21 protein-coding genes and 2 tRNA genes are annotated in these 22,902 nt (G+C 66.4%); 15 read left to right on the forward strand and 8 right to left on the reverse strand.

Translation table 11 applies throughout. The features are described 5' to 3' along the window. Positions 1-63: 63 nt before the first annotated feature. On the reverse strand, positions 64-1,185 hold the full coding sequence (locus ACWEFV_RS00640) for a PQQ-dependent sugar dehydrogenase (protein ID WP_450068707.1): 1,122 nt from the start codon (positions 1,183-1,185) through the stop codon (positions 64-66). A gap of 136 nt (positions 1,186-1,321) precedes the next feature. Here ACWEFV_RS00640 and ACWEFV_RS00645 point away from each other — a divergent pair, with 136 nt between their 5' ends. Then, positions 1,322-2,164 (forward strand): DoxX family protein, encoded by an 843-nt coding sequence (locus ACWEFV_RS00645; RefSeq protein ID WP_450068708.1) that lies wholly within the window; start codon positions 1,322-1,324, stop codon positions 2,162-2,164. Between the two features lie 13 nt (positions 2,165-2,177). Here ACWEFV_RS00645 and ACWEFV_RS00650 read toward each other — a convergent pair whose 3' ends face one another. Continuing rightward, complete coding sequence (locus ACWEFV_RS00650; RefSeq protein WP_450069243.1) at positions 2,178-2,519, reverse strand: PH domain-containing protein; 342 nt, start codon at positions 2,517-2,519, stop codon at positions 2,178-2,180. A gap of 356 nt (positions 2,520-2,875) precedes the next feature. On the opposite strand from ACWEFV_RS00650, the gene ACWEFV_RS00655 reads away from it, so the two are divergent. The 3 genes from ACWEFV_RS00655 to ilvC all read left to right on the forward strand — a co-directional run bounded on the left by ACWEFV_RS00655 (position 2,876) and on the right by ilvC (position 6,319). Then, entirely contained in the window at positions 2,876-4,738 is a 1,863-nt protein-coding gene (locus ACWEFV_RS00655) for an acetolactate synthase large subunit (protein ID WP_450068709.1), read from the forward strand. After that, the gene (ilvN, locus tag ACWEFV_RS00660; RefSeq protein ID WP_135453568.1) at positions 4,738-5,250 is read left to right on the forward strand and encodes an acetolactate synthase small subunit; all 513 of its coding nucleotides are present in this window, start codon (positions 4,738-4,740) and stop codon (positions 5,248-5,250) included. Before ACWEFV_RS00655 ends, ilvN begins: the two co-directional genes overlap by 1 nt. A 67-nt stretch (positions 5,251-5,317) precedes the next feature. Beyond that, the gene (gene ilvC / locus ACWEFV_RS00665; protein ID WP_210115643.1) at positions 5,318-6,319 is read left to right on the forward strand and encodes a ketol-acid reductoisomerase; all 1,002 of its coding nucleotides are present in this window, start codon (positions 5,318-5,320) and stop codon (positions 6,317-6,319) included. Between the two features lie 71 nt (positions 6,320-6,390). Here ilvC and ACWEFV_RS00670 read toward each other — a convergent pair whose 3' ends face one another. The 3 genes from ACWEFV_RS00670 to ACWEFV_RS00680 are packed head-to-tail and all read right to left on the reverse strand — an operon-like array spanning position 6,391 to position 8,816. Then, on the reverse strand, positions 6,391-6,729 hold the full coding sequence (locus ACWEFV_RS00670) for a hypothetical protein (RefSeq protein WP_450068710.1): 339 nt from the start codon (positions 6,727-6,729) through the stop codon (positions 6,391-6,393). Positions 6,730-6,777: 48 nt separating this feature from the next. Next, a complete protein-coding gene (gene wrbA, locus ACWEFV_RS00675) occupies positions 6,778-7,389 on the reverse strand; it encodes an NAD(P)H:quinone oxidoreductase (RefSeq protein ID WP_450068711.1) in 612 nt (203 codons plus the stop codon). Next, complete coding sequence (locus ACWEFV_RS00680; protein WP_450068712.1) at positions 7,386-8,816, reverse strand: phytoene desaturase family protein; 1,431 nt, start codon at positions 8,814-8,816, stop codon at positions 7,386-7,388. Before ACWEFV_RS00680 ends, wrbA begins: the two co-directional genes overlap by 4 nt. 60 nt (positions 8,817-8,876) lie before the next feature. Between ACWEFV_RS00680 and serA the strand changes: the two genes are divergently transcribed. Together serA and ACWEFV_RS00690 are read left to right on the forward strand one after the other, a co-directional pair. Next, positions 8,877-10,463 carry a phosphoglycerate dehydrogenase gene (gene serA / locus ACWEFV_RS00685; protein WP_135453572.1) on the forward strand — a complete coding sequence of 529 codons (1,587 nt, stop codon included), beginning with the start codon at positions 8,877-8,879 and terminating at the stop codon, positions 10,461-10,463. Beyond that, a complete protein-coding gene (locus ACWEFV_RS00690; RefSeq protein WP_135453573.1) occupies positions 10,460-11,470 on the forward strand; it encodes a 3-isopropylmalate dehydrogenase in 1,011 nt (336 codons plus the stop codon). The genes serA and ACWEFV_RS00690 overlap by 4 nt, the downstream gene beginning before the upstream one ends. Before the next feature lie 84 nt (positions 11,471-11,554). On the opposite strand, the gene ACWEFV_RS00695 is transcribed toward ACWEFV_RS00690, so the two are convergent. Further along, positions 11,555-12,514, reverse strand: a complete 960-nt coding sequence (locus ACWEFV_RS00695; RefSeq protein ID WP_450068713.1) for a VWA domain-containing protein — start codon at positions 12,512-12,514, stop codon at positions 11,555-11,557. Positions 12,515-12,694: 180 nt separating this feature from the next. Here ACWEFV_RS00695 and ACWEFV_RS00700 point away from each other — a divergent pair, with 180 nt between their 5' ends. Beyond that, positions 12,695-13,693, forward strand: a complete 999-nt coding sequence (locus tag ACWEFV_RS00700) for a VWA domain-containing protein (RefSeq protein ID WP_450068714.1) — start codon at positions 12,695-12,697, stop codon at positions 13,691-13,693. Positions 13,694-13,696: 3 nt separating this feature from the next. Continuing rightward, positions 13,697-14,431 (forward strand): lytic transglycosylase domain-containing protein, encoded by a 735-nt coding sequence (locus tag ACWEFV_RS00705; RefSeq protein ID WP_450068715.1) that lies wholly within the window; start codon positions 13,697-13,699, stop codon positions 14,429-14,431. Between the two features lie 70 nt (positions 14,432-14,501). Here the strand turns inward: ACWEFV_RS00705 and ACWEFV_RS00710 are convergent, their stop codons facing one another. Next, entirely contained in the window at positions 14,502-15,695 is a 1,194-nt protein-coding gene (locus ACWEFV_RS00710) for an MFS transporter (RefSeq protein WP_450068716.1), read from the reverse strand. Between the two features lie 119 nt (positions 15,696-15,814). Here ACWEFV_RS00710 and ACWEFV_RS00715 point away from each other — a divergent pair, with 119 nt between their 5' ends. The 5 genes from ACWEFV_RS00715 (at position 15,815) to ACWEFV_RS00735 (ending at position 19,630) form a co-directional block, all read left to right on the forward strand. Continuing rightward, on the forward strand, positions 15,815-16,960 hold the full coding sequence (locus ACWEFV_RS00715) for an alpha/beta hydrolase family protein (protein WP_135453578.1): 1,146 nt from the start codon (positions 15,815-15,817) through the stop codon (positions 16,958-16,960). A 60-nt stretch (positions 16,961-17,020) separates the two neighbouring features. Beyond that, positions 17,021-17,797 carry a fumarylacetoacetate hydrolase family protein gene (locus ACWEFV_RS00720; RefSeq protein ID WP_450068717.1) on the forward strand — a complete coding sequence of 259 codons (777 nt, stop codon included), beginning with the start codon at positions 17,021-17,023 and terminating at the stop codon, positions 17,795-17,797. 9 nt (positions 17,798-17,806) lie between these two features. Next, positions 17,807-19,273: a glutamate--tRNA ligase gene (gene gltX, locus ACWEFV_RS00725; RefSeq protein WP_450068718.1), complete on the forward strand. Its 1,467-nt coding sequence runs from the start codon at positions 17,807-17,809 to the stop codon at positions 19,271-19,273. Positions 19,274-19,414: 141 nt separating this feature from the next. Further along, positions 19,415-19,489, forward strand: a tRNA-Gln gene (locus ACWEFV_RS00730). A gap of 68 nt (positions 19,490-19,557) precedes the next feature. Beyond that, positions 19,558-19,630: transfer RNA gene (locus tag ACWEFV_RS00735), tRNA-Glu, on the forward strand. A 191-nt stretch (positions 19,631-19,821) separates the two neighbouring features. On the opposite strand, the gene ACWEFV_RS00740 is transcribed toward ACWEFV_RS00735, so the two are convergent. Further along, positions 19,822-20,523: an IclR family transcriptional regulator gene (locus tag ACWEFV_RS00740; RefSeq protein WP_135453581.1), complete on the reverse strand. Its 702-nt coding sequence runs from the start codon at positions 20,521-20,523 to the stop codon at positions 19,822-19,824. Between the two features lie 118 nt (positions 20,524-20,641). On the opposite strand from ACWEFV_RS00740, the gene leuC reads away from it, so the two are divergent. Continuing rightward, positions 20,642-22,096 carry a 3-isopropylmalate dehydratase large subunit gene (leuC, locus tag ACWEFV_RS00745; RefSeq protein WP_135453582.1) on the forward strand — a complete coding sequence of 485 codons (1,455 nt, stop codon included), beginning with the start codon at positions 20,642-20,644 and terminating at the stop codon, positions 22,094-22,096. A gap of 21 nt (positions 22,097-22,117) precedes the next feature. Beyond that, the gene (leuD, locus tag ACWEFV_RS00750) at positions 22,118-22,711 is read left to right on the forward strand and encodes a 3-isopropylmalate dehydratase small subunit (protein WP_135453583.1); all 594 of its coding nucleotides are present in this window, start codon (positions 22,118-22,120) and stop codon (positions 22,709-22,711) included. Positions 22,712-22,902: the final 191 nt, after the last annotated feature.

The following is a 22,902-nucleotide window of genomic DNA, read 5'->3' on the forward strand; positions in this document are numbered from 1 at the left end:
CCATTGACTCAGCCGGTCCCGGTCAGGCCCCGAGGGTCGATCTATGACGAAATGTCTTGTGCCTCAGGTGTTGTCGGCATTGCTGCGCGGGAAGCCGCCGCCCTGCGGGAAGAGCGGGAAGACGACGTCATCGAAGCTCTCGGCATCTCCGGCAGTTCGGTTCACCGTCGCACCCCACACGTTGCCGTCGGGGGAGAGCTGCAACGCCCAGGCGTGACCGCGCACGTTCTCCCGGACCACCTCCGGGTCGCCGGTGACCGCGCCGGTGTCGGGCGCCAGCCGTACGGCGACGGTCTTCTTGGAGTTGACCAGGTTGACCAACACCGTGCCCTCCAGGGCGGCGCACCCGGCGACTCCCGGTCGGTCCGGCCAGGTCCACACCGTGGACACCTTGGAATCCTTGGTGATCCGCTGCAGCCGATCTGCGCTCGGAGTGCGGTCGGTGACGTAGAGCGAGCCGTCCGACGAATCGACACACATGGCCCCGGCGGCGCCCAGACCGCTGAGCGCCGTGGTGACCGGGGCCTGGTTGACCGTGGTGGGCTGCTCGATGCGCAGCACCTTGCCGGCCAGTGATCCGGGATCGGCGCCCAGTGCCGGATCGCCCGCATCACCCGTCTGCACCAGCAGGGTGGTCTTGCTGGTGAAGGTCAGCGACCCCATATTGCCGCTGGCGCCCTTCGGGATGCCGGTGAGAATCGGCTTCGGCACGTCGCCGTCGGCAATGCGTATCACCCGGTTGTCGGTCGGCGTGCTGACGTACGCGTACATCAACCGGTCCTGGCCGTAGGTCGGCGACAACACGATGTCCATCAGACCGCCGTCACCGGACGGATCGACCGGGATCATCACCTTGACCTTCGGTTCGGCCTTCACCGACACCTGCTTGACCGCGCCGGTGAGCCGCTCGCCGACCAGGGCGGACTGGCTGTCGGGGAGCATGATCAAACCGCTGGTGCTGTCCAGGCAGCCCTGCATCACGCCCGTTGCCTTGCATTCCTTGGGGAACGGCTTGGCCGGCAGTGGTGGCGGAGGCGGTGGCGTCGTGGTCGGCCCCGGCTCCATCTTCGGTGCAGTGGTGAAAGGCTCGGACTGGGCCGCGTCGAAACGGGCACAGCCCGAACCGACCAGCATCGCGGCACACAGAACGGCGGCCACCCCCGTCATCCGCCGGCGCGATTTCATGCCCGCCAGATTACGGATGCCTCGGCAGTGCGCGCCACGTCGGCACCTTGTGCCGCATCCATAGCAGCCCGATACCAGGCAGAAGCGCCGGGGTAAATACCAGGATCGGACCGACCTTGCACTTACCCTGGCAGCTGTGACCAGTCACTCGCAGGACCCGCAAGCCTGGCAACGACCGGGTTACTCGGACGATTCCGCCAGGCCGGCCGGAGCCAGCCTGGTCGACCCGGAGGACGACCTGCCGTCGGCGGCGTACGGCGGGGACTTCGAAACCACCGCGATTCCGCGCTACGACTCCAAATCGGGCGACCAGTCGGCGTTCAGCCTGGTCGCCGACCCTGAGCCACTGCCGTATGTGCAACCGGGCGGACCAGCCCCGATCGGACCCTTCTCGGCCGAACCGGCCGAGATCGAGCGCGACGAATTCGTCGACGACCGCATCAAGGCCGCCGGGCGGCGGGGCACCCAGGACCTCGGTCTACTGATCCTGCGCGTGGCCCTCGGCGGGTTGATGATCATCCACGGCCTGCAGAAGGCGTTCGGTTGGTGGGGCGGCCCGGGACTGGACGGATTCAACGCCTCGCTGGGCGATATGGGCTTCAAGAACGCCGACATCCTGACCTATGCGGCCACCGGAGGTCAGATCGCCGCCGGTGTCCTACTGGTTCTCGGGCTGTTCACGCCGATCGCGGCTGCCGGCGCACTGGCCTACCTGATCAACGGGTTGCTCGCCACGGCGATGGCGGCCCATGAGCAGGCCCGGCTCTCGGAAGTCATCACCGACGGCACCGAATACCGGATGATCGTCGTCGTGGCCGCGGCCGCCATAATCCTGACCGGCCCGGGTCGCTACGGATTCGACGCCGGTCGAGGCTGGGCCCGGCGACCCTTCGTCGGATCCTTCGTGGCCCTGTTGCTCGGAGTGGCCGGCGGCATCGCCATCTGGGTGCTGCTCAACGGCGGCAACCCGCTCGCCTGACAGAGCTGAGCCGTCAGGCGTAGGGATTCGGTACTCGGCCGCCGCTCACCTCGGTAAGCAACGGCAGCGTGGCGAACGTCACGGCGGGCAGGCGCAAGTCGGTTCCGTCGTTCAACTCGGCAATCGCCCATGACGACCGGTCGAACCGCAGTCCCTTGATATCGCCCCACGGCACCGTGCGGCTGCGCGTCAGAGAACGTGCGGTGACGGTGTCGGCATCGACAGTGGTGCGGTACCGGACGATGGCCGTGGACAAGGCAATCGGAATCACCAGCAGTACCGAGAATGAAGTCGGATTGCTCAGCACCAGGGTCAGTAGGCCGAGCGTCAGGAAGCCGACTGCCAGGTGCGCCATGGGCGATATCCGGATGACGACAGGGGCGGTTGCCGAACGTGCGCTCACGGGTTCATCCTTGCACCAGCCGAAGTGCGGTCCTCGCCCATCACCCCGTCTCCGGCGGCAATTTGACCTTTAACCTGTACGGCAGCTACCGTCGGGTGCTATGCAGACCCCCGGATTGCTCGTAGTAATTGGTTGGCGCGTTGATGCCGCGCTGGCCCTCTGCCGGGCATAGCAAAACGCATCGACGCGCCACCCTCGTACAGCTGCCAGCTGACGGGGGTTTTTTGTTTGCCCACAAGTGCACCGGAATCATTGGAAAATTAAAACTTCCTGAACAGGAATGTGACGCAGACCGTGAAGAGGACATCGTGAGCGCACCGACAACGCGACCGCCGGCCCGGTCGGGATCAGCGCCTGCCAATGGCGCAGCCAAGGCCAAATCAGAATCCGGGCAGCCCAATCGGGTTGCTCCGCAGCAGCTCACCGGTGCCCAGGCGGTCGTCCGGTCGCTGGAAGAGCTCGGCGTCGACGTCGTGTTCGGCATCCCCGGCGGCGCCGTGCTGCCGGTTTACGATCCGCTGTTCGACTCGCAGAAGCTGCGCCACGTGCTGGTCCGCCACGAGCAGGGGGCCGGCCACGCGGCCAGCGGCTACGCGCACGCCACCGGCAAGGTCGGCGTGATGATGGCGACGTCGGGCCCCGGCGCGACCAACCTGGTCACCCCGCTGGCCGATGCCCAGATGGACTCCATCCCGGTGGTGGCCATCACCGGGCAGGTGGGTCGCGGCCTGATCGGCACCGACGCCTTCCAGGAAGCCGACATCTCCGGCATCACCATGCCAATCACCAAGCACAACTTCCTGGTGCGCAACGGTGACGACATCGCCCAGGTGATGGCCGAGGCCTTCCACATCGCCAGTTCTGGGCGCCCGGGTGCGGTGCTCGTCGACATCCCCAAGGACATCCTGCAGGGCCAGTGCACCTTCTCGTGGCCGCCGCAGATGGATCTGCCCGGCTACAAGCCGAACACCAAACCGCACAGCCGTCAGGTGCGCGAGGCCGCCAAGCTGATCGCCGCGGCCCGCAAGCCGGTGCTCTACGTCGGCGGTGGTGTCATCCGCGGTGAGGCCAGTACCGAGCTGCTCGAACTGGCCGAGCTGACCGGTATCCCGGTCGTCACCACGCTGATGGCCCGTGGCGCGTTCCCGGACAGCCACCCGCAGCACCTGGGGATGCCGGGCATGCACGGCACCGTGGCCGCCGTGGGTGCATTGCAGAAGAGCGACCTGCTGATCGCCCTGGGCACCCGGTTCGACGACCGGGTCACCGGCCAGCTGTCCTCGTTCGCCCCTGAGGCGAAGGTGATCCACGCCGACATCGACCCCGCGGAGATCGGCAAGAACCGGCACGCCGACGTGCCGATCGTGGGTGACGTGAAGGCTGTCATCACCGATCTCATCGAGGTGCTGCGCCGCGACGGAACCACCAGCGCCGCACTGAAAATGGACAGCTGGTGGGAGTACCTGTCGGGCCTCAAGTCGACCTACCCGCTGAGCTACGGTCCGCAGAGCGACGGCAGCCTCAGCCCCGAGTACGTCATCGAGAAGCTGGGCCAGATCGCCGGACCGGAAGCGATCTACGTCGCCGGTGTGGGTCAGCACCAGATGTGGGCCGCGCAGTTCGTCAAGTACGAGAACCCGAAGACTTGGCTGAACTCCGGCGGGCTGGGCACCATGGGCTTCTCCGTCCCCGCGGCTATGGGCGCCAAGTTCGCCCGCCCCGAGGCCGAGGTGTGGGCCATCGACGGCGACGGCTGCTTCCAGATGACCAACCAGGAACTGGCCACCTGCGCCATCGAAGGTGCACCGATCAAGGTGGCGTTGATCAACAACGGCAACCTCGGCATGGTGCGGCAGTGGCAGACGCTGTTCTACGACCAGCGCTACAGCCAGACCGATTTGGCTACGCACTCACGCCGGATCCCCGACTTCGTCAAGCTGGCCGAGGCGCTGGGTTGCGTCGGACTGCGCTGCGAGCGGGCCGAAGACGTCGAGGACGTCATCAACCAGGCCCGGGCCATCAACGACCGCCCGGTGGTCATCGACTTCATCGTCGGTGCCGACGCGCAGGTGTGGCCGATGGTCGCCGCCGGTACCAGCAACGACGAGATCATGGCGGCCCGCGATATCCGGCCGCTGTTCGACGAGAACGATGAAGAGGGGCATGCCTGATGAGCAACTCCACCCCCACCCACACCCTGTCGGTGTTGGTCGAGGACAAGCCCGGCGTGCTCGCCCGGGTGGCCACGCTGTTCTCCCGTCGCGGCTACAACATCCAGTCCCTGGCTGTGGGTGCCACCGAGCAGAAGCACCTGTCGCGGATGACGATCGTGGTCAGCGTCGAGGAATCGCCGCTGGAGCAGATCACCAAGCAGCTCAACAAGCTGATCAACGTGATCAAGATCGTCGAGCAGGAGGACGACAATTCCGTCTCGCGCGAACTCGCCCTGATCAAGGTGCGGGCCGATGCGACCAACCGCGGCCAGGTCATCGAAGCAGTGAACCTGTTCCGCGCCAAGGTCGTTGATGTTTCGACCGAGTCCCTGACGGTCGAGGCGACCGGTACGGCGGAGAAGCTGGAGGCCCTGCTGCGGGTCCTGGAGCCCTACGGTATCCGCGAGATCGCACAGTCCGGCATGGTGTCGGTCTCGCGCGGACCCCGTGGTATCAGCGCAGTGAAGTAAGCACGTCAAGTAGCGTTAATCGGCTGTAGAGCTAGAAAGAGAAGGAATATTTCGCATGGCAGTTGAGATGTTTTACGACGCCGACGCGGACCTGTCGATCATCCAGGGTCGTAAGGTCGCCGTCATCGGCTACGGCAGCCAGGGGCACGCGCATTCGCTTTCGCTGCGCGACTCGGGCGTGCAGGTCAAGGTCGGTCTGAAAGAGGGCTCGAAGTCCCGCGTCAAGGTCGAGGAGCAGGGCCTCGAGGTCGACACCCCGGCCGAGGTGGCCAAGTGGGCCGACGTGATCATGGTGCTCGCACCCGATACCGCGCAGGCCGAGATCTTCAAGAACGACATCGAGCCCAACCTGGAGGACGGCAACGCGCTGTTCTTCGGCCACGGCCTCAACATCCACTTCGGTCTGATCAAGGCCCCGGCCAACGTCACCGTCGGCATGGTCGCCCCCAAGGGCCCCGGCCACCTGGTGCGTCGCCAGTTCGTCGACGGCAAGGGCGTGCCCTGCCTGATCGCCGTCGACCAGGACCCCAAGGGCGAGGGCCAGGCCCTGGCGCTGTCCTACGCCGCCGCGATCGGTGGTGCCCGCGCCGGCGTCATCAAGACCACCTTCAAGGAAGAGACCGAGACCGACCTCTTCGGTGAGCAGGCCGTGCTCTGCGGCGGCACCGAGGAACTGGTCAAGGCCGGCTTCGAGGTCATGGTCGAGGCGGGCTACGCCCCGGAGATGGCCTACTTCGAGGTGCTGCACGAGCTCAAGCTCATCGTCGACCTGATGTACGAGGGTGGCATCGCCCGCATGAACTACTCGGTGAGCGACACCGCGGAGTTCGGCGGCTACCTGTCGGGTCCGCGCGTCATCGATGCCGACACCAAGCAGCGTATGCGGGACATCCTGACCGACATCCAGGACGGCACCTTCGTCAAGCGCCTGGTCGCCAACGTCGAGGGCGGCAACAAGGAGCTCGAGGCGCTGCGCAAGGCCAACGCCGAGCACCCGATCGAGGTCACCGGCAAGCAGCTGCGCGACCTGATGAGCTGGGTCGACCGGCCGATCACCGAAACGGCCTAATTTTTCACGCTGACTGGCCAGTTATTGCACGCAAGCATTGAAAGCGCGTGCAATAACTGGCCTTTCGCGTTCTAGACAATTCGGTAGCCGAGCGCGGCCAGCGTGCGGGACACGTTCCTGCCGTCGGCGCTTCCGGGCAGCTTCCCGGTACCGTCGATCTGCAGACCTTCACCGACCACGCCGTAGAGCTCGGTCGACACCGGATCGTCAGGCTCGGCCGGCTCGATCCGACCATCCGGGTAGATGCACTGCGCGCGCATGGCCCACAGCTGTTGTGAAGCGGCGACGACGTTGTAGCCGTGCAACGGCGGACTCACGTGATAGAGCTCCAGGTCACCCACCGCGAACAACGTCATGATCGGATCCGTGTGCGGGACGGTTCCCACCAACCGCGCGAAGCCCGTGTTCACCGTTCAAATCTAAGCGGTCCCGGCAGGGCTGCGGCGCAGCAGTTCTCGTCAGGAGCTCAGGCGCGCAGTCACGCTGACCACACGACGGGCCAGGTGATCCAGCGCGTCGTAGGTGGCGTCGTCGAATTCGCTGATGTTGTCGTGGTTGGCGATCAGGCTCGCGCCGTACGGGTTGCCGTCGACGAATTTCAGCGGGTCCGTGTAGCCCGGCGGCACGATGATCCCACCCCAGTGCATCAACGTGACGTACAGCGTCAGCAGCGTGGTCTCCTGCCCGCCATGGGCGGTGTTGGTCGAGGTGAACCCGGCGTAGACCTTGTCGGCGAGCTTGCCCTGCGACCAGAGGCCGCCGAGCGAGTCCAGAAATCCCCGCAATTGCGAAGCGACAGAACCGAATCGGGTGGGGGAGCCGAAGATCACCGCGTCCGCCCACACGATGTCGTCACCGGTGGCGCGCGGTTGATCTTTGGTGGCTTCGTAATTGGCGGTCCAGGCCGGATTGTGGGCGAAGGATTCCGGGGCGGCGGTCTCGGCAACAGGGCGCAGCCGCACCTCGGCACCCGCGGCTTCCGCAGTGGCGGTGACGCGTCGGGCCATCGTGGTGCCGTGGCCGGTCGCGGAGTAGTAGATGACGGCGACCTTGGGCTGGGTGGTGGTCATGGCGCCAGCTTAGGCAGATCCTTGATGCCGAACTCGCGTTTCAAGACGGTGCGGGCCGCGTAGAACCCGGCCATCCCGTGCACGCCACCGCCGGGCGGGGTGGCCGACGAGCACAGGTAGACCTTGGGGATCGGTGTGGTCCAGGGATCGAACCGCGGAGTGGGTCCCAGCAGAGCGCTGGCCATGTTGTTGCCGCCGACCCCGATATCGCCGCCGACCAGATTGGCGTTGTGTTCGTCCATCCGCGACGCCGGCACGCTGCGTACGGCGACCACGACATCGCGAAAGCCCGGGGCGAACCGTTCGAAGATCCCGATGACGGTCTCGGCCATGTCCAGCGTGGAGTTGTTGGGTACGTGGACGTAGGTCCACAACGGGCGGCGGCCGGCGTCATCGATGCGGGAGGGGTCGGCGATATGGGGGAGTGCGGCCAGCACCATGGGCCACTCGGCGTGGCGGCCTGCGGCGATCTCGGACTCGGCCAGCGCCATCTGGGCGCGGCTGCCGCCCAGGTGCAGCGTCGGTGCCAGGACCAGACGTGGGTCACGCCAAGGTATCTCGCCGCTCAGCACGAAATCGACCTTCGCTACCCCCGGCCCGTAGGTGTAACGGCCCAATGCCCGGGCGTAGCGAGGCGGCAGGGTCTGGCCGTAGATCGACAGCAGCGCGGTCGGTGCGGTGTCGTAGAGGACCACTCCCGACGGCGGTTCGGTGACCTCATGTCCGAGGACCAGTTCGCCGCCGTGTGCGGTGAGATCGGCGATCAGCGCATCGGGGATGGCCTGGGATCCGCCGAGCGGGATGGGCCATCCCACCGCGTGTCCCAGTGTTGCCAGCATCAACCCGGCGCCTCCCGAAACCAAGGACGGCATTGTTGAGATCGTGTGTGCGGCAACACCACTGAACAGTGCGCGGGCATCCTCGCCTTTGAGTGACCGCCACAGCGGGGTGCCCTGGGCCAGGAGTCGGGGTGCGACGCGCACCGCCGCGCCCAGAGACGGGGGTATCGACCGTTTGTCGCCGAGGATGAGGCCCACCACGCCATCGCAATCGGCGGCCAGTGGGCCGAGTAGCCGTCGCCAGGAATCTCCCGAGTCCAATTCGGCGCAGGTGCGCTCGATGTCGCGGTAGCCGACCGCGGCGGGCCGGTCGGTCAGCGGGCTGGCATAGGAGATCTCGGGGACGGCCAGGCGCACCCCGCGGGCCTGCAGGTCGTAGGCGGCGAAGAACGGCGACGCCAGCGCCAGCGGATGTACTGCCGAACAGATGTCGTGGCTGACGCCCGAAAACTCTGGGTCGCTCACGGTGCGGGCGCCGCCACCCGGGGTCGGCTGCGCTTCGATCACGCGTACCGACAGTCCGGCTCGGGCGCAGATGACAGCGGCGGACAAGCCGTTGGGGCCGCTGCCGACGATTGTGACGTCCACGCCCATCAGTACACCGCACGCGGTTCGGCTGTGGTAGGGCCCACACATTAGGCTGTCCGCGTGAGTCTTCCCGTTGTTTTGATTGCCGACAAGCTCGCGGAATCGACCGTCGCCGCCCTCGGCGACCAGGTAGAGGTCAGGTGGGTCGACGGTCCGGACCGCGAGAAGCTGCTCGCTGCCGTGCCGGAAGCCGACGCGCTTCTGGTGCGTTCCGCCACCACGGTCGACGCCGAGGTCATTGCCGCGGCCCCCAAGCTCAAGATCGTCGCCCGCGCAGGCGTCGGCCTGGACAACGTCGACGTCGACGCCGCGACCGCCCGCGGGGTGCTCGTGGTCAACGCGCCGACCTCCAACATCCACAGCGCCGCCGAGCACGCCCTGGCCCTGCTGCTGTCCACGGCCCGGCAGATCCCCGCCGCTGACGCGACCCTGCGCGATCACACCTGGAAGCGGTCGTCGTTCTCGGGCGTCGAGATCTTCGACAAGACCGTCGGCGTCGTCGGCCTGGGCCGCATCGGGCAGCTGGTCGCCCAGCGCCTCGCCGCCTTCGGCGCGCACATCGTGGCGTACGACCCCTACGTCTCGCAGGCCCGCGCCGCACAGCTCGGCATCGAGTTGCTGCCGCTGGACGAGCTTCTCGGCCGCGCCGACTTCATCTCGGTGCACCTGCCCAAGACCAAGGAGACCGCAGGCCTGCTGGGCAAGGAGAACCTGGCCAAGACCAAGCCGGGCGTCATCATCGTCAACGCCGCCCGCGGCGGCCTGATCGATGAGCAGGCCCTGGCCGACGCCATCACCAGCGGCCATGTGCGCGCCGCCGGCCTCGACGTCTTCTCGACCGAACCGTGCACCGACAGCCCGCTGTTCGAGCTGCCCCAGGTTGTCGTGACCCCGCACCTGGGCGCCTCGACCTCTGAGGCGCAGGACCGGGCCGGTACCGATGTGGCCGCCAGCGTGAAGCTGGCGCTGGCCGGCGAGTTCGTGCCGGACGCGGTCAACGTCGGCGGCGGATCCGTCGGCGAAGAGGTCGCGCCGTGGCTGGACCTGGTGCGCAAGCTCGGTCTGCTGGCCGGTGCCCTGTCCGACGCGGCCCCGGTGTCGCTGTCCGTGCAGGCGCGTGGCGAGCTGGCTTCCGAAGACGTTGAGATCCTGAAGCTGTCGGCGCTGCGTGGGTTGTTCTCCGCGGTGGTCGACGAGCAGGTGACGTTCGTCAACGCGCCGACACTGGCCGCCGACCGTGGCGTGGCCTCCGAGATCAGCACCGCCACCGAGAGCCCGAACCACCGCAGCGTGGTCGATGTACGTGTCGTGCACGCTGACGGCAGCGCGCTGAACGTGGCGGGCACCCTGTCCGGGCCGCAGCTGGTCGAGAAGATCGTCCAGATCAACGGACGCAACTTCGACCTGCGGGCCGAGGGCTACAACCTCATCGTCCACTACAACGATCAGCCGGGCGCGCTCGGCAAGATCGGCACCCTGCTCGGTGGCGCCAACGTCAACATCCTGGCCGCGCAGCTGAGCCAGGATGTCGAGGGCGACAGCGCCATCGTGATGCTGCGGCTGGATACCGATGTGCCCGAGGATGTGCGTTCCGCGATCGCCGCTGCGGTTGACGCCACGACGCTGGAAGTGGTCGACCTGTCATGAAACTCGCTGTCATCGCCGGCGACGGCATCGGTCCGGAGGTCATCGCCGAGGCACTGAAGGTGCTCGACGCGGTACTGCCCGGTGTGGACCGGACGGAATACGACCTGGGTGCGCGGCGCTACCACGCGACCGGGGAGACCCTGCCCGAGGGCTTTGTCGACGAGCTCAAGGGCTACGACGCAATCCTGTTGGGCGCCATCGGTGATCCCTCTGTGCCCAGTGGTGTGCTCGAGCGCGGACTGCTGCTGAACATGCGGTTTGCGTTGGACCACCATGTGAACCTGCGCCCGTCGCGGTTGTTCGCCGGGGTTTCCAGCCCGCTGGCGGGCAACCCGGAGATCGACTTCGTGGTGGTGCGCGAGGGCACCGAGGGTCCCTACACCGGAACCGGCGGCGCGATCCGGGTGGGCACCCCGCACGAGGTTGCCACCGAGGTGTCCACCAACACCCGGTTCGGTGTGGAGCGCGTGGTGCGCTACGCGTTCGAGAAAGCCCGCGCTCGGCGCAAACACCTCACTCTGGTGCACAAGAACAACGTGCTGGCGTTTGCCGGCTCTCTGTGGAAGCGCACCGTCGATGAGATCGGTGCGGAATACCCGGACGTCGAGACGGCTTACCAGCACATCGATGCCGCAACCATCCACATGGTCACCGACCCGGGCCGCTTCGACGTGATCGTCACCGACAACCTGTTCGGCGACATCATCACCGACCTGGCGGCCGCGGTGTCCGGCGGTATCGGCCTGGCCGCATCGGGCAACATCGATGCGACGGGCACCAACCCGTCGATGTTCGAACCGGTGCACGGCAGTGCTCCGGATATCGCCGGGCAGGGTCTTGCCGATCCGACCGCTGCGGTGATGAGCGTGGCGCTGCTGCTGACCCACCTCGGGGAAACCGACGCGGCGGCGCGGGTCGACAAGGCTGTCAGCGAGCACCTGGCCACCCGTGGTGACGCCAAGCTCTCGACCAGCGAGGTCGGCGAGCGCATCCTGTCGCTGCTGTAAAGATCTCTGCCGAGCAGACGCAAAGTGCCCCAGATCGCTTGATTTGGGGCACTTTTACGTCTGCTCGCGGCATCGGCGGCGTCGCTACACCGGCAGCCTGCGGTTGACCAGCAACGCGCACCCGGCGGCGGCGAGCGCGGCCAATGCGCCGGCCCGCAGCCACCAGCCGCGATCGGGGCCGCTGATCGTCTGATATCCGATCTGCTGCTGGATCGCTTGATAGTTGTGGTTCAGCTCATCGATGTCGGTGGCGGTGTAGGACTCACCACCGGACAACGTGGCGATGCGCTTGAGCATCTCCTCGTCGACGGGTACCGGCACCTGATTGTTCTCGAGGGCGACCCAGCCGTCCTTGGTGCCGAACGCAATCGTGGACACCGGCACGCCTTGATCTTTCGCGGCGCGTGCCGCGGTGTAGGCGCCACGCGGGTTGTCGGGATTGGCGGGTTTGTTTGCCGCGCCATCGGACTCGAGCACGATCCGCGCGGGCGGAGCATCGGAGTTATCGGCCGCGAGTACCTGGCCGACAGATGAAATCGATTGCAGTGCAGTGAATATTGCTTCACCTGTGGCTGTCGCGTCGTTGAGGCTCAGGTGGTCGAGGGCCTGCACCGTGGCTTCGTGATCCGGCGTCGGTGAGACCAGTAGGGCAGCGTTACCCGCGAAAGCCACCAGGCCCAGGTTCACCCCGGGTGTGAGCTGTTCGGCGAACTGTTTGGCGGCGTCCTGGGCTGCCGCCAGACGTGTGGGGGTGACATCGGTGGCACCCATCGACCGGGACTCGTCGATGACGAGCATGATCACCGCACGGTTGCGAGGGATGCGGATCTCGCGCGTCGGCCCCGCCAGCGCCACGGTGAGCAGGACCAGTGAGCACAGCCCGAGTGCCACCGGTAGATGACGTTTCCACCGGCGCGGCGCGGTGTGGCCGGTGAACCGACGAAACAGACGTTGTCTGCGGATCTGGGCGACGACATAGAGCACCAGCAGCGCAACCGGCACCGCCAGCAGCGCCAGCCAACCCGGTTCAGACAGCGCCCTCATCAGCAGCGCCTCCTTGTCCGGGCCAGGCGAACGGAACTATCGGCCGAGTCGAATCTCACGTTGACACCATCCGTTCCATTGCGCTGCGTCCGGTCGGGCCAGCGGGCGCACTCCTGATTCAGTTATATACTCAAGCAATCGTTTGATCGTTGTGGGTTGCACCGAAAGGCCGGAATTCTCGTGCTGAACGACCTGAGCCTGTCCGGGTTTGCCCATCCTTTGTACTTCCTGTGCCTGCTCGCCGTCGTGGCGATTGCTGTCGCCTACCTGTGGGTGCAGCGAACCCGGCGGAAGCGCGTGTTGCGGTTCGCCAACATGGAGGTGCTCGAGCAGGTCGCTGCCGCACAGACGCCAAGCCGTTGGCGTCACCTGCCCGCCGCGCTGCTCGTTTCTGCACTGGCCTTGATGACCACCGCGATGGCCGGCCCGACTGACGACATCCGTGTCCCGCGGAATCGCGCGGTGGTCATGTTGGTCATCGACGTATCCGAATCGATGGCCGCCACAGACGTGCCGCCGAGCCGGATCGAGGCAGCCCGCGATGCGGCGACTCACTTCGCCGACCAACTCACCCCGGGGATCAACCTCGGACTGGTCAAATTCTCTTCGAGTGCTGTGATGCTGGTGGCCCCCACAGCGGATCACGATGCCGTCAAGCGCGCGGTCGCCACGCTGCAACCCGAGCCACGCACCGCGACCGGCGAGGGGATCTTCACCGCACTGCAGGCCATCGCTACGGCCGGGGCGGTAATGGGCGGAGGCGATGGCCCACCGCCGGCCAGGATCGTGCTGGAGTCTGATGGCAAGGAGACGGTGCCCGGGAATCCGGACGATCCGCGCGGTGCGTTCTCTGCGGCACGAGCCGCACGCGACCAGGACGTGCCGATCTCGACGATTTCGTTCGGAACCCCTTACGGCACTGTGAATATGGAGGGCCAGCAGATACCGGTTCCCGTCGATGACAGCACCCTGCAGAAGATCGTCGAGATCAGCCACGGTCAGGCCTATCACGCGGGCAGTCTCGATGAACTCAATTCGGTCTACTCAGAATTGGAGCAGCAGGTCGGGTATGAGACGGTGCGCGGGGATGCCAGCGCCGGTTGGATCGGGTTGTCGCTCTTGGTGATGACAGCCGCGGTGACTACGGGCATTCTCGTCAATCGGCGGCTACCGTTGTAGGACATGGATGTGGCGCGCCAACGTTGGCGACAACCGGTCGCGGTCATCGCCGCCACCGTTATCCTGCTCGCCTCAAGCTGCAGCGGCCACTTCGCTTCGCCGATCCCGGAAGGGATCCCGCCGCCACCCGGTGATCCGGTGCCCGATATCGACATCTCGGCCCGGGGCCGGCCCGCCGACCAACTCGCAGCATGGGCTGCACCTCGCGCCGCCGCGATGGGCCTCCCGGCCGCCGCGCTGGAGGCGTACGCGTACGCGGCCAAGGTTGCGGAGGTGGTGAATCCGGGGTGCCATATCGGCTGGACCACGTTGGCCGGAATCGGCACCGTGGAAAGTCGCAATGGCACCTACCGGGGAGCCACGATCGCATCCAACGGCGATGTTGCCCCGCCCATCCGTGGTGTGAGACTCGATGGCACCAACGGCAATCTCCGCATCGTCGAAGAGGCCGGTACCGACCAAGCCGAGTACGCGCAGGCCATGGGGCCCATGCAGTTCATCCCGGAGACGTGGCGACTCTACGGTGTCGATGCCCACAACGACGGGGTGGTCAATGTCGACAACATCGACGATGCGGCGCTGGCAGCGGCGGGATACCTGTGTTACCGCGGCGGCGATCTGTCCACCCGGCTGGGGTGGCTGGATGCGCTCTTGGCCTACAACGACTCCGGACTGTATGTGCGTACGGTCCGAGACTGGGCGACGGCTTACGCGGCAGGGCATTCGTTGTGGGCGTGACCGGCGTCGATCTGTGCCTTCGGGCAAGCGCTCATCGTGCCTTATTGCTCTTCGCGCAAGCGCTCACGGACTATTGCTCTTCGCGCAAGCGCTCATCGGCCGGCACGAGGGGGACCGCCAACAACGGCAACAACGCACACACCGCGAAAGCCGCCGGGTAGCCCGCCGCACCGATCAGCGCACCGAACAACGGTGCCGAGCTGGCGGTCGCCAGGTGCTGGCTGGTGTTCTGTGTGCCCAGTGCGCGTCCGCTCCAGAACGGACCGGCGATCTCGGCGATCGCCGTGAACGCCAAACCGTTGTCGGACACCGTGATCACCGAGGCGATCACGATCAGCGCGACACTGATCGGTGAACCCAGCCAATCGGTGAGCGCCAGCAGCCCCATCGTCGCTGCTGCGGCCAACGCAATCGTCCGGATAGGCCGCAGCCGCTGCCCGACGACATCGGACCATCGGCCCGCCGCGATCCGCCCTGCCGCGCCCAGCAATTGAGCGACGGTCACCAGTGTGCCCGCCGATGCCGCAGACCAACCCCGGTCGCTCATCAACCACACCAGGGTGAAGGTCCACACCACGCCCTGGGGGATCACCAGCAGTACCGACACCGCGTGGATGCGCCACAACACGTTTGAGCGGCGGTACGGGTTGGCCAGGTGTTCGGCCGGTGCCTCGTGGCGGGCCGGCCGGGGCGGATCCAGCACGCCCACAGCGCAGATCACCGCCGAGAGGACACACACCACTGCAGGGAACAGCAGTGCCGTCGCGGTGCCGTGGCTCTCGGCCAGGCGCGGAATCACCAATGCGCCCAAGCCGACACCCAAAGGTGTTGCCGTCTGCCGGATTCCCATCGCCAGCCCACGCTGTTCAGGTGGGAACCAGCCCACCACGACCCGCCCGCTCGCCGAATTACTACTGGCCGCAGCCATTCCACCCAGCAGCAGGAACAGTCCGACGGACATCAGGGAATCCGCCGCAGCCGCCCCGAAGGCCGCCGCGGCGGTCAGGGCCGAGCCCACCGTCAGCACGATCCGTTCGCCTACCCGGTCAACGATGTACCCCCAGGCGATCAGGGTGAGCACCAGTCCGAAGCTCGGCATCGACGACAGCAGACCGGCCTTGGCCAGATCCAGGCCACGCTCGGCGTGCAGGGTGGGGATGAGGAACGCGGCGCCGTTGATGAACACGTTGGCGCATGTGGTCGCGGTGAGTGCGATCGCCAACATCGACCAACGGCGAAACGTGCTGATCGACGAAACAGCCATGCGTGCATCGTTCCACGGATATCTCAAAATATTGAACCTGCGTCCCAATATGTGAGACCGATGAAAAGCTGACCTAAGCTGTGCCGGTGAAGTTGTGGTTGACGGCAACCGTTTTGCTGATGTGTGGACTTGTGGCGGCACCGACCGCGGCGGCGGCCGTGCCGAACTGGTCGGGCCTGGACGCCCGTCACTACGACGCGCCCATTCCCGTGGCCGGAACCTTGATCGAGGCGGTCCCGTTGGATCCCGCACTGTCGGTACCGGGTGCGGCGAGTGCCTACCGCATCCTCTACTCGACTGTCGATCAACATGATTCGCCGGCGCTGAGTACCGCCGTGGTGTTCATCCCGCACGGCCAGGCGCCCGAGGGCGGCTGGCCCACGATCGCATGGGCACACGGCACGGTCGGACTCGGTGACGATTGCGCACCGTCGGCACAGCCGCGCACCGCAAGGGATGTCGAGTATCTGACGCACTGGCTTGACCAGGGCTACGCCGTCGTCGGCTCCGATTACGCCGGGCTGGGCACCCCGGGGCTGATGAGCTACCTCAACACCGTGGCCACCGCCCACAGCGTCGTCGACTCGGTGATCGCGATGCACCACATGGATCTGCCGTTGTCGCCGAAATGGGCCATCGTGGGTCAGTCTCAGGGCGGCGGGGCCGCGGTCAACAGCGCACGCTGGGCCACCGAATTCAGCCGGGGGACCGGCCTGGACTATCGCGGCGTGGTGGCCACCGGGACGCCGTTCAATGTCGAGGGCATCGTGAAGCAGGCGGGCCCCGATATGGCGCTGCCGCCGAATCTGGGACCGGCGGCCAACAGCTATACCGGCTACATCCTGGCCGGGTTCCGGGAAGCTCGTCCCGACATCGACGTCAACAGTGTCCTCACCCCGGCCGGGCTGGATGCCGTGGACAAGGCGGAGACGCTGTGTAAGCCGCAACTCGATCAGCAGCTCACCGGGATGACGCCGACGGCGTTCTTCCGCGCGCCGCTGGACACCCTGCCCGGCGCCTCGGAGGCTCTCGACGCCTACCTGGGCACGCCGACCAGCGGTTACGACCGGCCGATCTTCCTCGGCGTCGGACTCCTGGACCGCGATGTCCCGCCGAACATGTCACTGCAACTCGATGAGCAGCTGCGGGCGAACGGACAGGACGTCACACTCAAGGTTTATCCCGACGAAGATCACTCGGGCACCGTGCTGGCCTCGGTCCCGGATTCCACGCCGTTCCTGGCCGCGGCATTCGCGGCCGACTGACGGAATCCGACCGGAGGCGTCCGCGCTGGTGGTCGGACGCTGCGCACTACCCTGGTCAAAATGCGCTTAGGTCGAATCGCCAGTCCCGACGGCGTCGCTTTCGTCAGTGTCGAAGGCGACGGCGCCGATGCCGTCTGCAAAGAGATCGCCGAGCATCCGTTCGGCAATCCCAACTTCACCGGGCGGAGCTGGCCGCTGGCCGACGTCCGCCTGCTGGCGCCCATCCTGGCCAGCAAGGTCATCTGTATGGGCAAGAACTACGAGGCCCACGCCGCGGAGATGGGTGGGGTAGCTCCCGAGGATCCGGTGATCTTCCTCAAACCCAACACCGCGATCATCGGGCCCAACGTGCCGATCCAGTTGCCGGCCGACGCCAATCCCGTTCACCACGAGGGTGAGCTGGCCATCGTCATCGGGCGGCCCTGCAAGGACGTGCCCGCCGCACGTGCGGCCGAGAACATTCTGGGCTACACCATCGCCAACGACATCTCGGCGCGCGACCAGCAGGCCAAGGACGGCCAGTGGATGCGGGCCAAGGGCCACGACACCTTCTGTCCCGTGGGCCCGTGGATCGTCAACGACCTCGATCCCTCGGACCTGGAGATCCGCACCGAGGTGAACGGAGAAGTGCGCCAGCGCAGCCGGACCTCGCTGATGATCCATGACATCGGTGCCATCGTCGAGTGGGTCTCGGCGGTGATGACGCTGCTTCCTGGCGACCTGATCCTCACCGGAACCCCCGAAGGTGTCGGCCCCATCGAAGACGGGGACACCGTGAGCGTCACCGTCGAGGGCATCGGCACCCTTACCAATCCCGTTGTACGCAAGCAGAAGTAGAGGTAAGTGATGACATCTCCCTCTGGTCATGTCAGGGTGCGGTTCTGCCCGTCGCCGACCGGGACCCCGCACGTCGGGTTGGTGCGCACCGCGCTGTTCAACTGGGCCTATGCCCGGCATACCGGCGGAACCTTCGTCTTCCGTATCGAGGACACCGATGCCGCGCGCGACAGCGACGAGAGCTACGCCGCGATTCTCGACGCCCTGCGGTGGTTGGGCCTGGACTGGGATGAGGGCCCCGAGGTCGGCGGCCCGTACGAGCCGTACCGGCAGTCACAGCGCAGCGAGATCTACCGCGATGTGATCGCCCGTCTGCTCGAGGCCGGCGAGGTCTACGAGGCCTATTCGACGCCCGAAGAGGTCGAGGCGCGGCATGTCGCGGCCGGGCGAAATCCCAAACTCGGATACGACAATTACGACCGCGACCTCACTGACGAGCAGCGCAAGGCGTTTGCCGACGACGGCCGTAAGCCCGTGCTGCGCTTGCGTATGCCTGACGAGGACCTCGGCTGGACCGATCTGGTGCGCGGCCCGGTGAGCTTCCCAGCGGGCTCGGTGCCGGATTTCGCGATCACGCGTGCCAACGGAGATCCGTTGTACACCTTGGTCAATCCGGTCGACGACGCGATGATGAAGATCACCCACGTGCTGCGCGGCGAGGACATCATGCCCTCGACACCGCGGCAGATCGCGCTGTACCGGGCGCTGATGCGGATCGGCGTGGCCGAGCGGGTACCTGAATTCGCTCATTTGCCAAGTGTTCTCGGCGAGGGCAACAAGAAGTTGTCCAAGCGTGATCCGCAGTCGAATCTGTTCCTGCACCGCGACCGCGGCTTCCTGCCGGAGGGGCTACTGAACTACCTGGCGCTGCTGGGCTGGGGCATCGCCGACGACCACGACGTGTTCAGCCTCGACGAGATGGTGGCCGCATTCGACGTGGCCAACGTCAACTCCAACCCGGCGCGGTTCGACCAGAAGAAGGCCGACGCGATCAATGCCGAGCACATCCGGCTGCTGACGCCAGAGGATTTCACGGCCCGGCTGCGCGCCTATCTCGACGCCCACGGTCACGACACCGGTTTGGACGACGCCGCATTCGCCGAAGCCGCCGCGCTGATCCAGACCCGCATCGTCGTCCTCGGCGATGCGTGGGGGCTGCTGAAGTTCTTCGACGACGACTCCTACGAGATCGACGAGAAGGCGGCCGCCAAGGAACTGCGTGAGGAGGCCGCACCGGTCCTGGACGCCGCGCTGAGCGCCTTGGAGGGCGTCGGGGAGTGGAACACCCCCAACATCGAGGCGGCGCTCAAGGCGGCGCTTCTGGACGGTCTGGAGCTCAAGCCCCGTAAGGCGTTCGGACCGATCCGCGTCGCCGTCACGGGCGCGACGATCAGCCCGCCACTGTTCGAGTCGATGGAGCTGTTGGGTGCCGACCGCAGCCTGGCGCGGTTGCGGGCCGCCCGGGGCCGGCTGTGAACGCCCAGGCGTGCCGGGGGTTGGTAAAGAGAGCCGAAAATCTTTGGTAGTCTGCTCGTCGGCCCGAAAAGCAAAACGGGGAAGCCCCCGCTGAGCCGATCGGATCGAAATTGCCTGTGACCTGCGGTGATGGGCAATTATTGGGGTATGGTGTAATTGGCAACACAGCGGTTTCTGGTACCGCCATTCTAGGTTCGAGTCCTGGTACCCCAGCCATCCGGAGAGGATCAGCCGGATTAGGTGAGCACGACCGCCTAAGCTAAGCTGACCATCCGGAAGTTCTAGCCCCCGTCGTCTAGCGGCCTAGGACGCCGCCCTCTCACGGCGGTAGCGTGGGTTCGAATCCCATCGGGGGTACAGAAGTAAAAGCGCCCAGTTCTCACGAACTGGGCGCTTTTGCGTTATGCGGACACGGCGCCCGCCCGCGCCCCATCGTCACGCCAGAATGGCCCCGGGTGGTGAACGTCACTCCGCCGTGAGGCTGGTCGGATTCGGGGCCGGCGACGTCCCGCCACGCCGGGCGCGTCAGCCGCGTGTTGAGATTCGTCTCACAGTCGGCGGGTGAGCGCATCGGAGGCGGCAAGCAGATCGGCGGCCCAGCGGGCCCCGGGTCGCCGGCCCATGCGGTCGATCGGCCCGGACACGGACACCGCGGCGATCACCGCGCCACGGCCGTCACGCACCGGTGCCGAGACGCTGGCCACACCCGGCTCACGTTCGGCGGCGCTCTGCGCCCAGCCGCGCTTGCGGACCTCGGCCAGGGTGCGGTCGGTGAACTTGGCGGCCGGCAGCACGGCCTGCTGGGTGGCCGGGTCGGCATAGGCCAGTAGCACTTTGGCGCCCGAGCCGGCCGTCATCGGGAGGTGGGTGCCCACCGGCACGGTGTCGCGCAGCCCGGCCGGAGGCTCCAGCGCCACCACGCAGACCCGGGACTGCCCTTCGCGCCGGTACAGCTGCACGCTCTCGCCGGTGATCTCACGCAGGCGGGGCAGGACCGCGGCGCCGGCCGCCAGGAGCGGATCGTTGACGTGGGAGGCCAATTCGGTCAATGCCGGGCCGAGGCGCCAGCGTCCGTCTCCGTCGCGGGCCAGCAGCCGGTGGGTTTCGAGCCCGGCGGCCAGCCGGTGCGCGGTCGCCCGCGGGAGCCCGGTCCGCTCGCAGAGTTCGGCCAGCCCGCAAGGTGACTCGGCCACGGTGTGCAGCACACCCACGGCTTTGTCGAGAACGCCGATGCCGCTATCATTTCTCACAGAGAGATACTAGCGTCTCGCATTGTGAGATGGCAGATGAGATGGCGACAGTAACTCCCAGCCCTGGCGGACTCTTGATGCAAGCCCGCGTTGCCGTTAATCGAATCGAGAAGTAGCGATGGACCAATCGACACAGACATCCGTGAAGCCGCGCACCCTGGCCGAAAAGGTTTGGGACGACCACGTCGTGGCGCGCGGTGAGGGAGAGGGCGCGGCCAGAGAGCCCGACCTGATTTACATCGACCTGCATCTCGTCCACGAGGTCACCAGCCCGCAGGCGTTCGACGGCCTGCGATTGGCGGGCCGGCCGGTGCGACGACCGGACCTCACGATCGCCACCGAGGACCACAACGTGCCCACGGTCGACATCGACAAGCCGATCGCGGATCCGGTTTCGCGCACCCAGGTCGAGACATTGCGGCGCAACTGCGAGGAATTCGGCATCCGGTTGCACCCGATGGGCGATGCCGAACAGGGCATCGTGCACATCATCGGACCGCAGCTGGGGCTGACGCAGCCGGGCATGACGGTCGTGTGCGGGGACAGCCATACCTCGACCCACGGTGCATTCGGCGCCATCGCGATGGGTATCGGCACCTCCGAGGTCGAACACGTGATGGCCACGCAGACACTGCCGCTCAAGCCGTTCAAGACCATGGCGGTCAACGTCGACGGCGTGCTGCCGCCCGGCGTGAGCGCCAAGGACGTCATCCTGGCCGTGATCGCCAAGATCGGTACCGGCGGCGGCCAGGGCCACGTCATCGAGTACCGGGGCAGCGCCATCGAGGCGTTGTCCATGGAAGGCCGGATGACGATCTGCAACATGAGCATCGAGGCCGGGGCCCGGGCCGGCATGGTCGCTCCTGACGAGACCACCTTCGAATTCCTCAAGGGCCGCCCGAACGCTCCGAAGGGGGCCGACTGGGACGCCGCGGTGGCCGCCTGGAGCGAGTTGCGTACCGACGAGGGCGCCGAATTCGACACCGAGGTCTACCTGGACGCCGCCACGCTGAGCCCGTTCGTGACATGGGGAACCAACCCGGGACAGGGCGTCCCGCTGTCCGCTTCGGTGCCCGATCCGGAGTTGATCGGCGACGACGGTGAGCGTCAGTCGGCGGAGAAGGCCTTGGCCTACATGGATCTTCGACCCGGGATGGCCATGCGTGACATCGCCGTGGACACCGTTTTCGTCGGGTCCTGCACCAACGGCAGGATCGAGGACCTGCGGGTGGTCGCCGACGTGCTGCGCGATCGCAAGGTCGCCGACGGGGTGCGGATGCTCGTCGTGCCGGGCTCGATGCGGGTCCGGGCCCAGGCCGAATCGGAAGGTCTCGACCGGATATTCACCGCCGCGGGCGCCGAATGGCGGCAAGCCGGCTGCTCGATGTGTCTGGGCATGAACCCCGATCAACTGTCCCCGGGGCAGCGCTGTGCCTCGACGTCCAACCGGAATTTCGAAGGCCGACAGGGCAAGGGGGGCCGCACGCACCTGGTCTCGCCGGCCGTTGCCGCAGCCACCGCCGTACGCGGAAAGCTGGCGTCCCCTGCCGATCTGCCCGCCGCGACCCGCTAAGAAACCAGAAGGAGAAGCCTGATGGAGGCTTTTAGCACTCACACCGGCATCGGCGTCCCGCTGCGGCGGTCCAATGTCGACACCGACCAGATCATCCCCGCCGTCTATTTGAAGCGGGTAACCCGAACGGGTTTCGAGGACGGATTGTTCGCCGCCTGGCGCGCTGATCCGTCGTTCATTCTGAATCTTCCGCCATTCGACAAAGGCTCGGTGTTGGTCGCCGGACCCGATTTCGGCACCGGATCGTCACGCGAACATGCCGTCTGGGCGCTCATGGACTATGGCTTCCGGGTGGTTATCTCATCCCGTTTCGCCGATATTTTCCGCGGCAACGCCGGCAAGGCCGGGCTATTGGCCGCCGAAGTCGCCCAAGACGATGTCGAGCTCTTATGGAAGCTCATCGAGCAGAATCCGGGGCTGGAAATCACTGTGAATCTTCAAGATCGAAATATCGTCGCCGGAACGGTTGTGCTGCCGTTCAGAATTGACGACTACACGGCTTGGCGACTGCTCGAGGGACTCGACGATATAGGCCTTACGCTGCGGAAACTCTCTTCGATCGAGGATTACGAGAAGCACCGGCCGGCCTGGAAGCCGCGCACTCTGCCCGCCTGATCGGGGGCCTCGTACGGGTGCATCGGAGCCCGAATTCGCCGCGTGCCAAACCGGTTCTGGACCCAACCTGGGGGAGTCCAAGTGGGGCAAGCGGATTGCCGGATTGTTCGCTAGCTACGCCTGAAATTGCGCGTGGCTCTTGGAAATCAGTGGTTACAGGGTTTACCGTGTCCTCTAGTCGGTCCAAGGAG

This window comes from Mycobacterium sp. NPDC004974, from assembly GCF_053600815.1.

Coding starts and splice junctions, on each gene's coding strand:
- ACWEFV_RS00640 (WP_450068707.1), bottom strand. CDS start 1,185: ATGAAATCGCGCCGGCGGATGACGGGGGTGGCCGCCGTTCTGTGTGCC.
- gltX (WP_450068718.1), top strand. CDS start 17,807: ATGACATCTCCCTCTGGTCATGTCAGGGTGCGGTTCTGCCCGTCGCCG.
- ACWEFV_RS00695 (WP_450068713.1), bottom strand. CDS start 12,514: ATGAGGGCGCTGTCTGAACCGGGTTGGCTGGCGCTGCTGGCGGTGCCG.
- ilvN (WP_135453568.1), top strand. CDS start 4,738: ATGAGCAACTCCACCCCCACCCACACCCTGTCGGTGTTGGTCGAGGAC.
- ACWEFV_RS00720 (WP_450068717.1), top strand. CDS start 17,021: ATGCGCTTAGGTCGAATCGCCAGTCCCGACGGCGTCGCTTTCGTCAGT.
- ACWEFV_RS00650 (WP_450069243.1), bottom strand. CDS start 2,519: ATGGCGCACCTGGCAGTCGGCTTCCTGACGCTCGGCCTACTGACCCTG.
- ACWEFV_RS00690 (WP_135453573.1), top strand. CDS start 10,460: ATGAAACTCGCTGTCATCGCCGGCGACGGCATCGGTCCGGAGGTCATC.
- wrbA (WP_450068711.1), bottom strand. CDS start 7,389: ATGACCACCACCCAGCCCAAGGTCGCCGTCATCTACTACTCCGCGACC.
- ACWEFV_RS00715 (WP_135453578.1), top strand. CDS start 15,815: ATGTGTGGACTTGTGGCGGCACCGACCGCGGCGGCGGCCGTGCCGAAC.
- leuC (WP_135453582.1), top strand. CDS start 20,642: ATGGACCAATCGACACAGACATCCGTGAAGCCGCGCACCCTGGCCGAA.
- ACWEFV_RS00705 (WP_450068715.1), top strand. CDS start 13,697: ATGGATGTGGCGCGCCAACGTTGGCGACAACCGGTCGCGGTCATCGCC.
- ACWEFV_RS00710 (WP_450068716.1), bottom strand. CDS start 15,695: ATGGCTGTTTCGTCGATCAGCACGTTTCGCCGTTGGTCGATGTTGGCG.
- ilvC (WP_210115643.1), top strand. CDS start 5,318: ATGTTTTACGACGCCGACGCGGACCTGTCGATCATCCAGGGTCGTAAG.
- leuD (WP_135453583.1), top strand. CDS start 22,118: ATGGAGGCTTTTAGCACTCACACCGGCATCGGCGTCCCGCTGCGGCGG.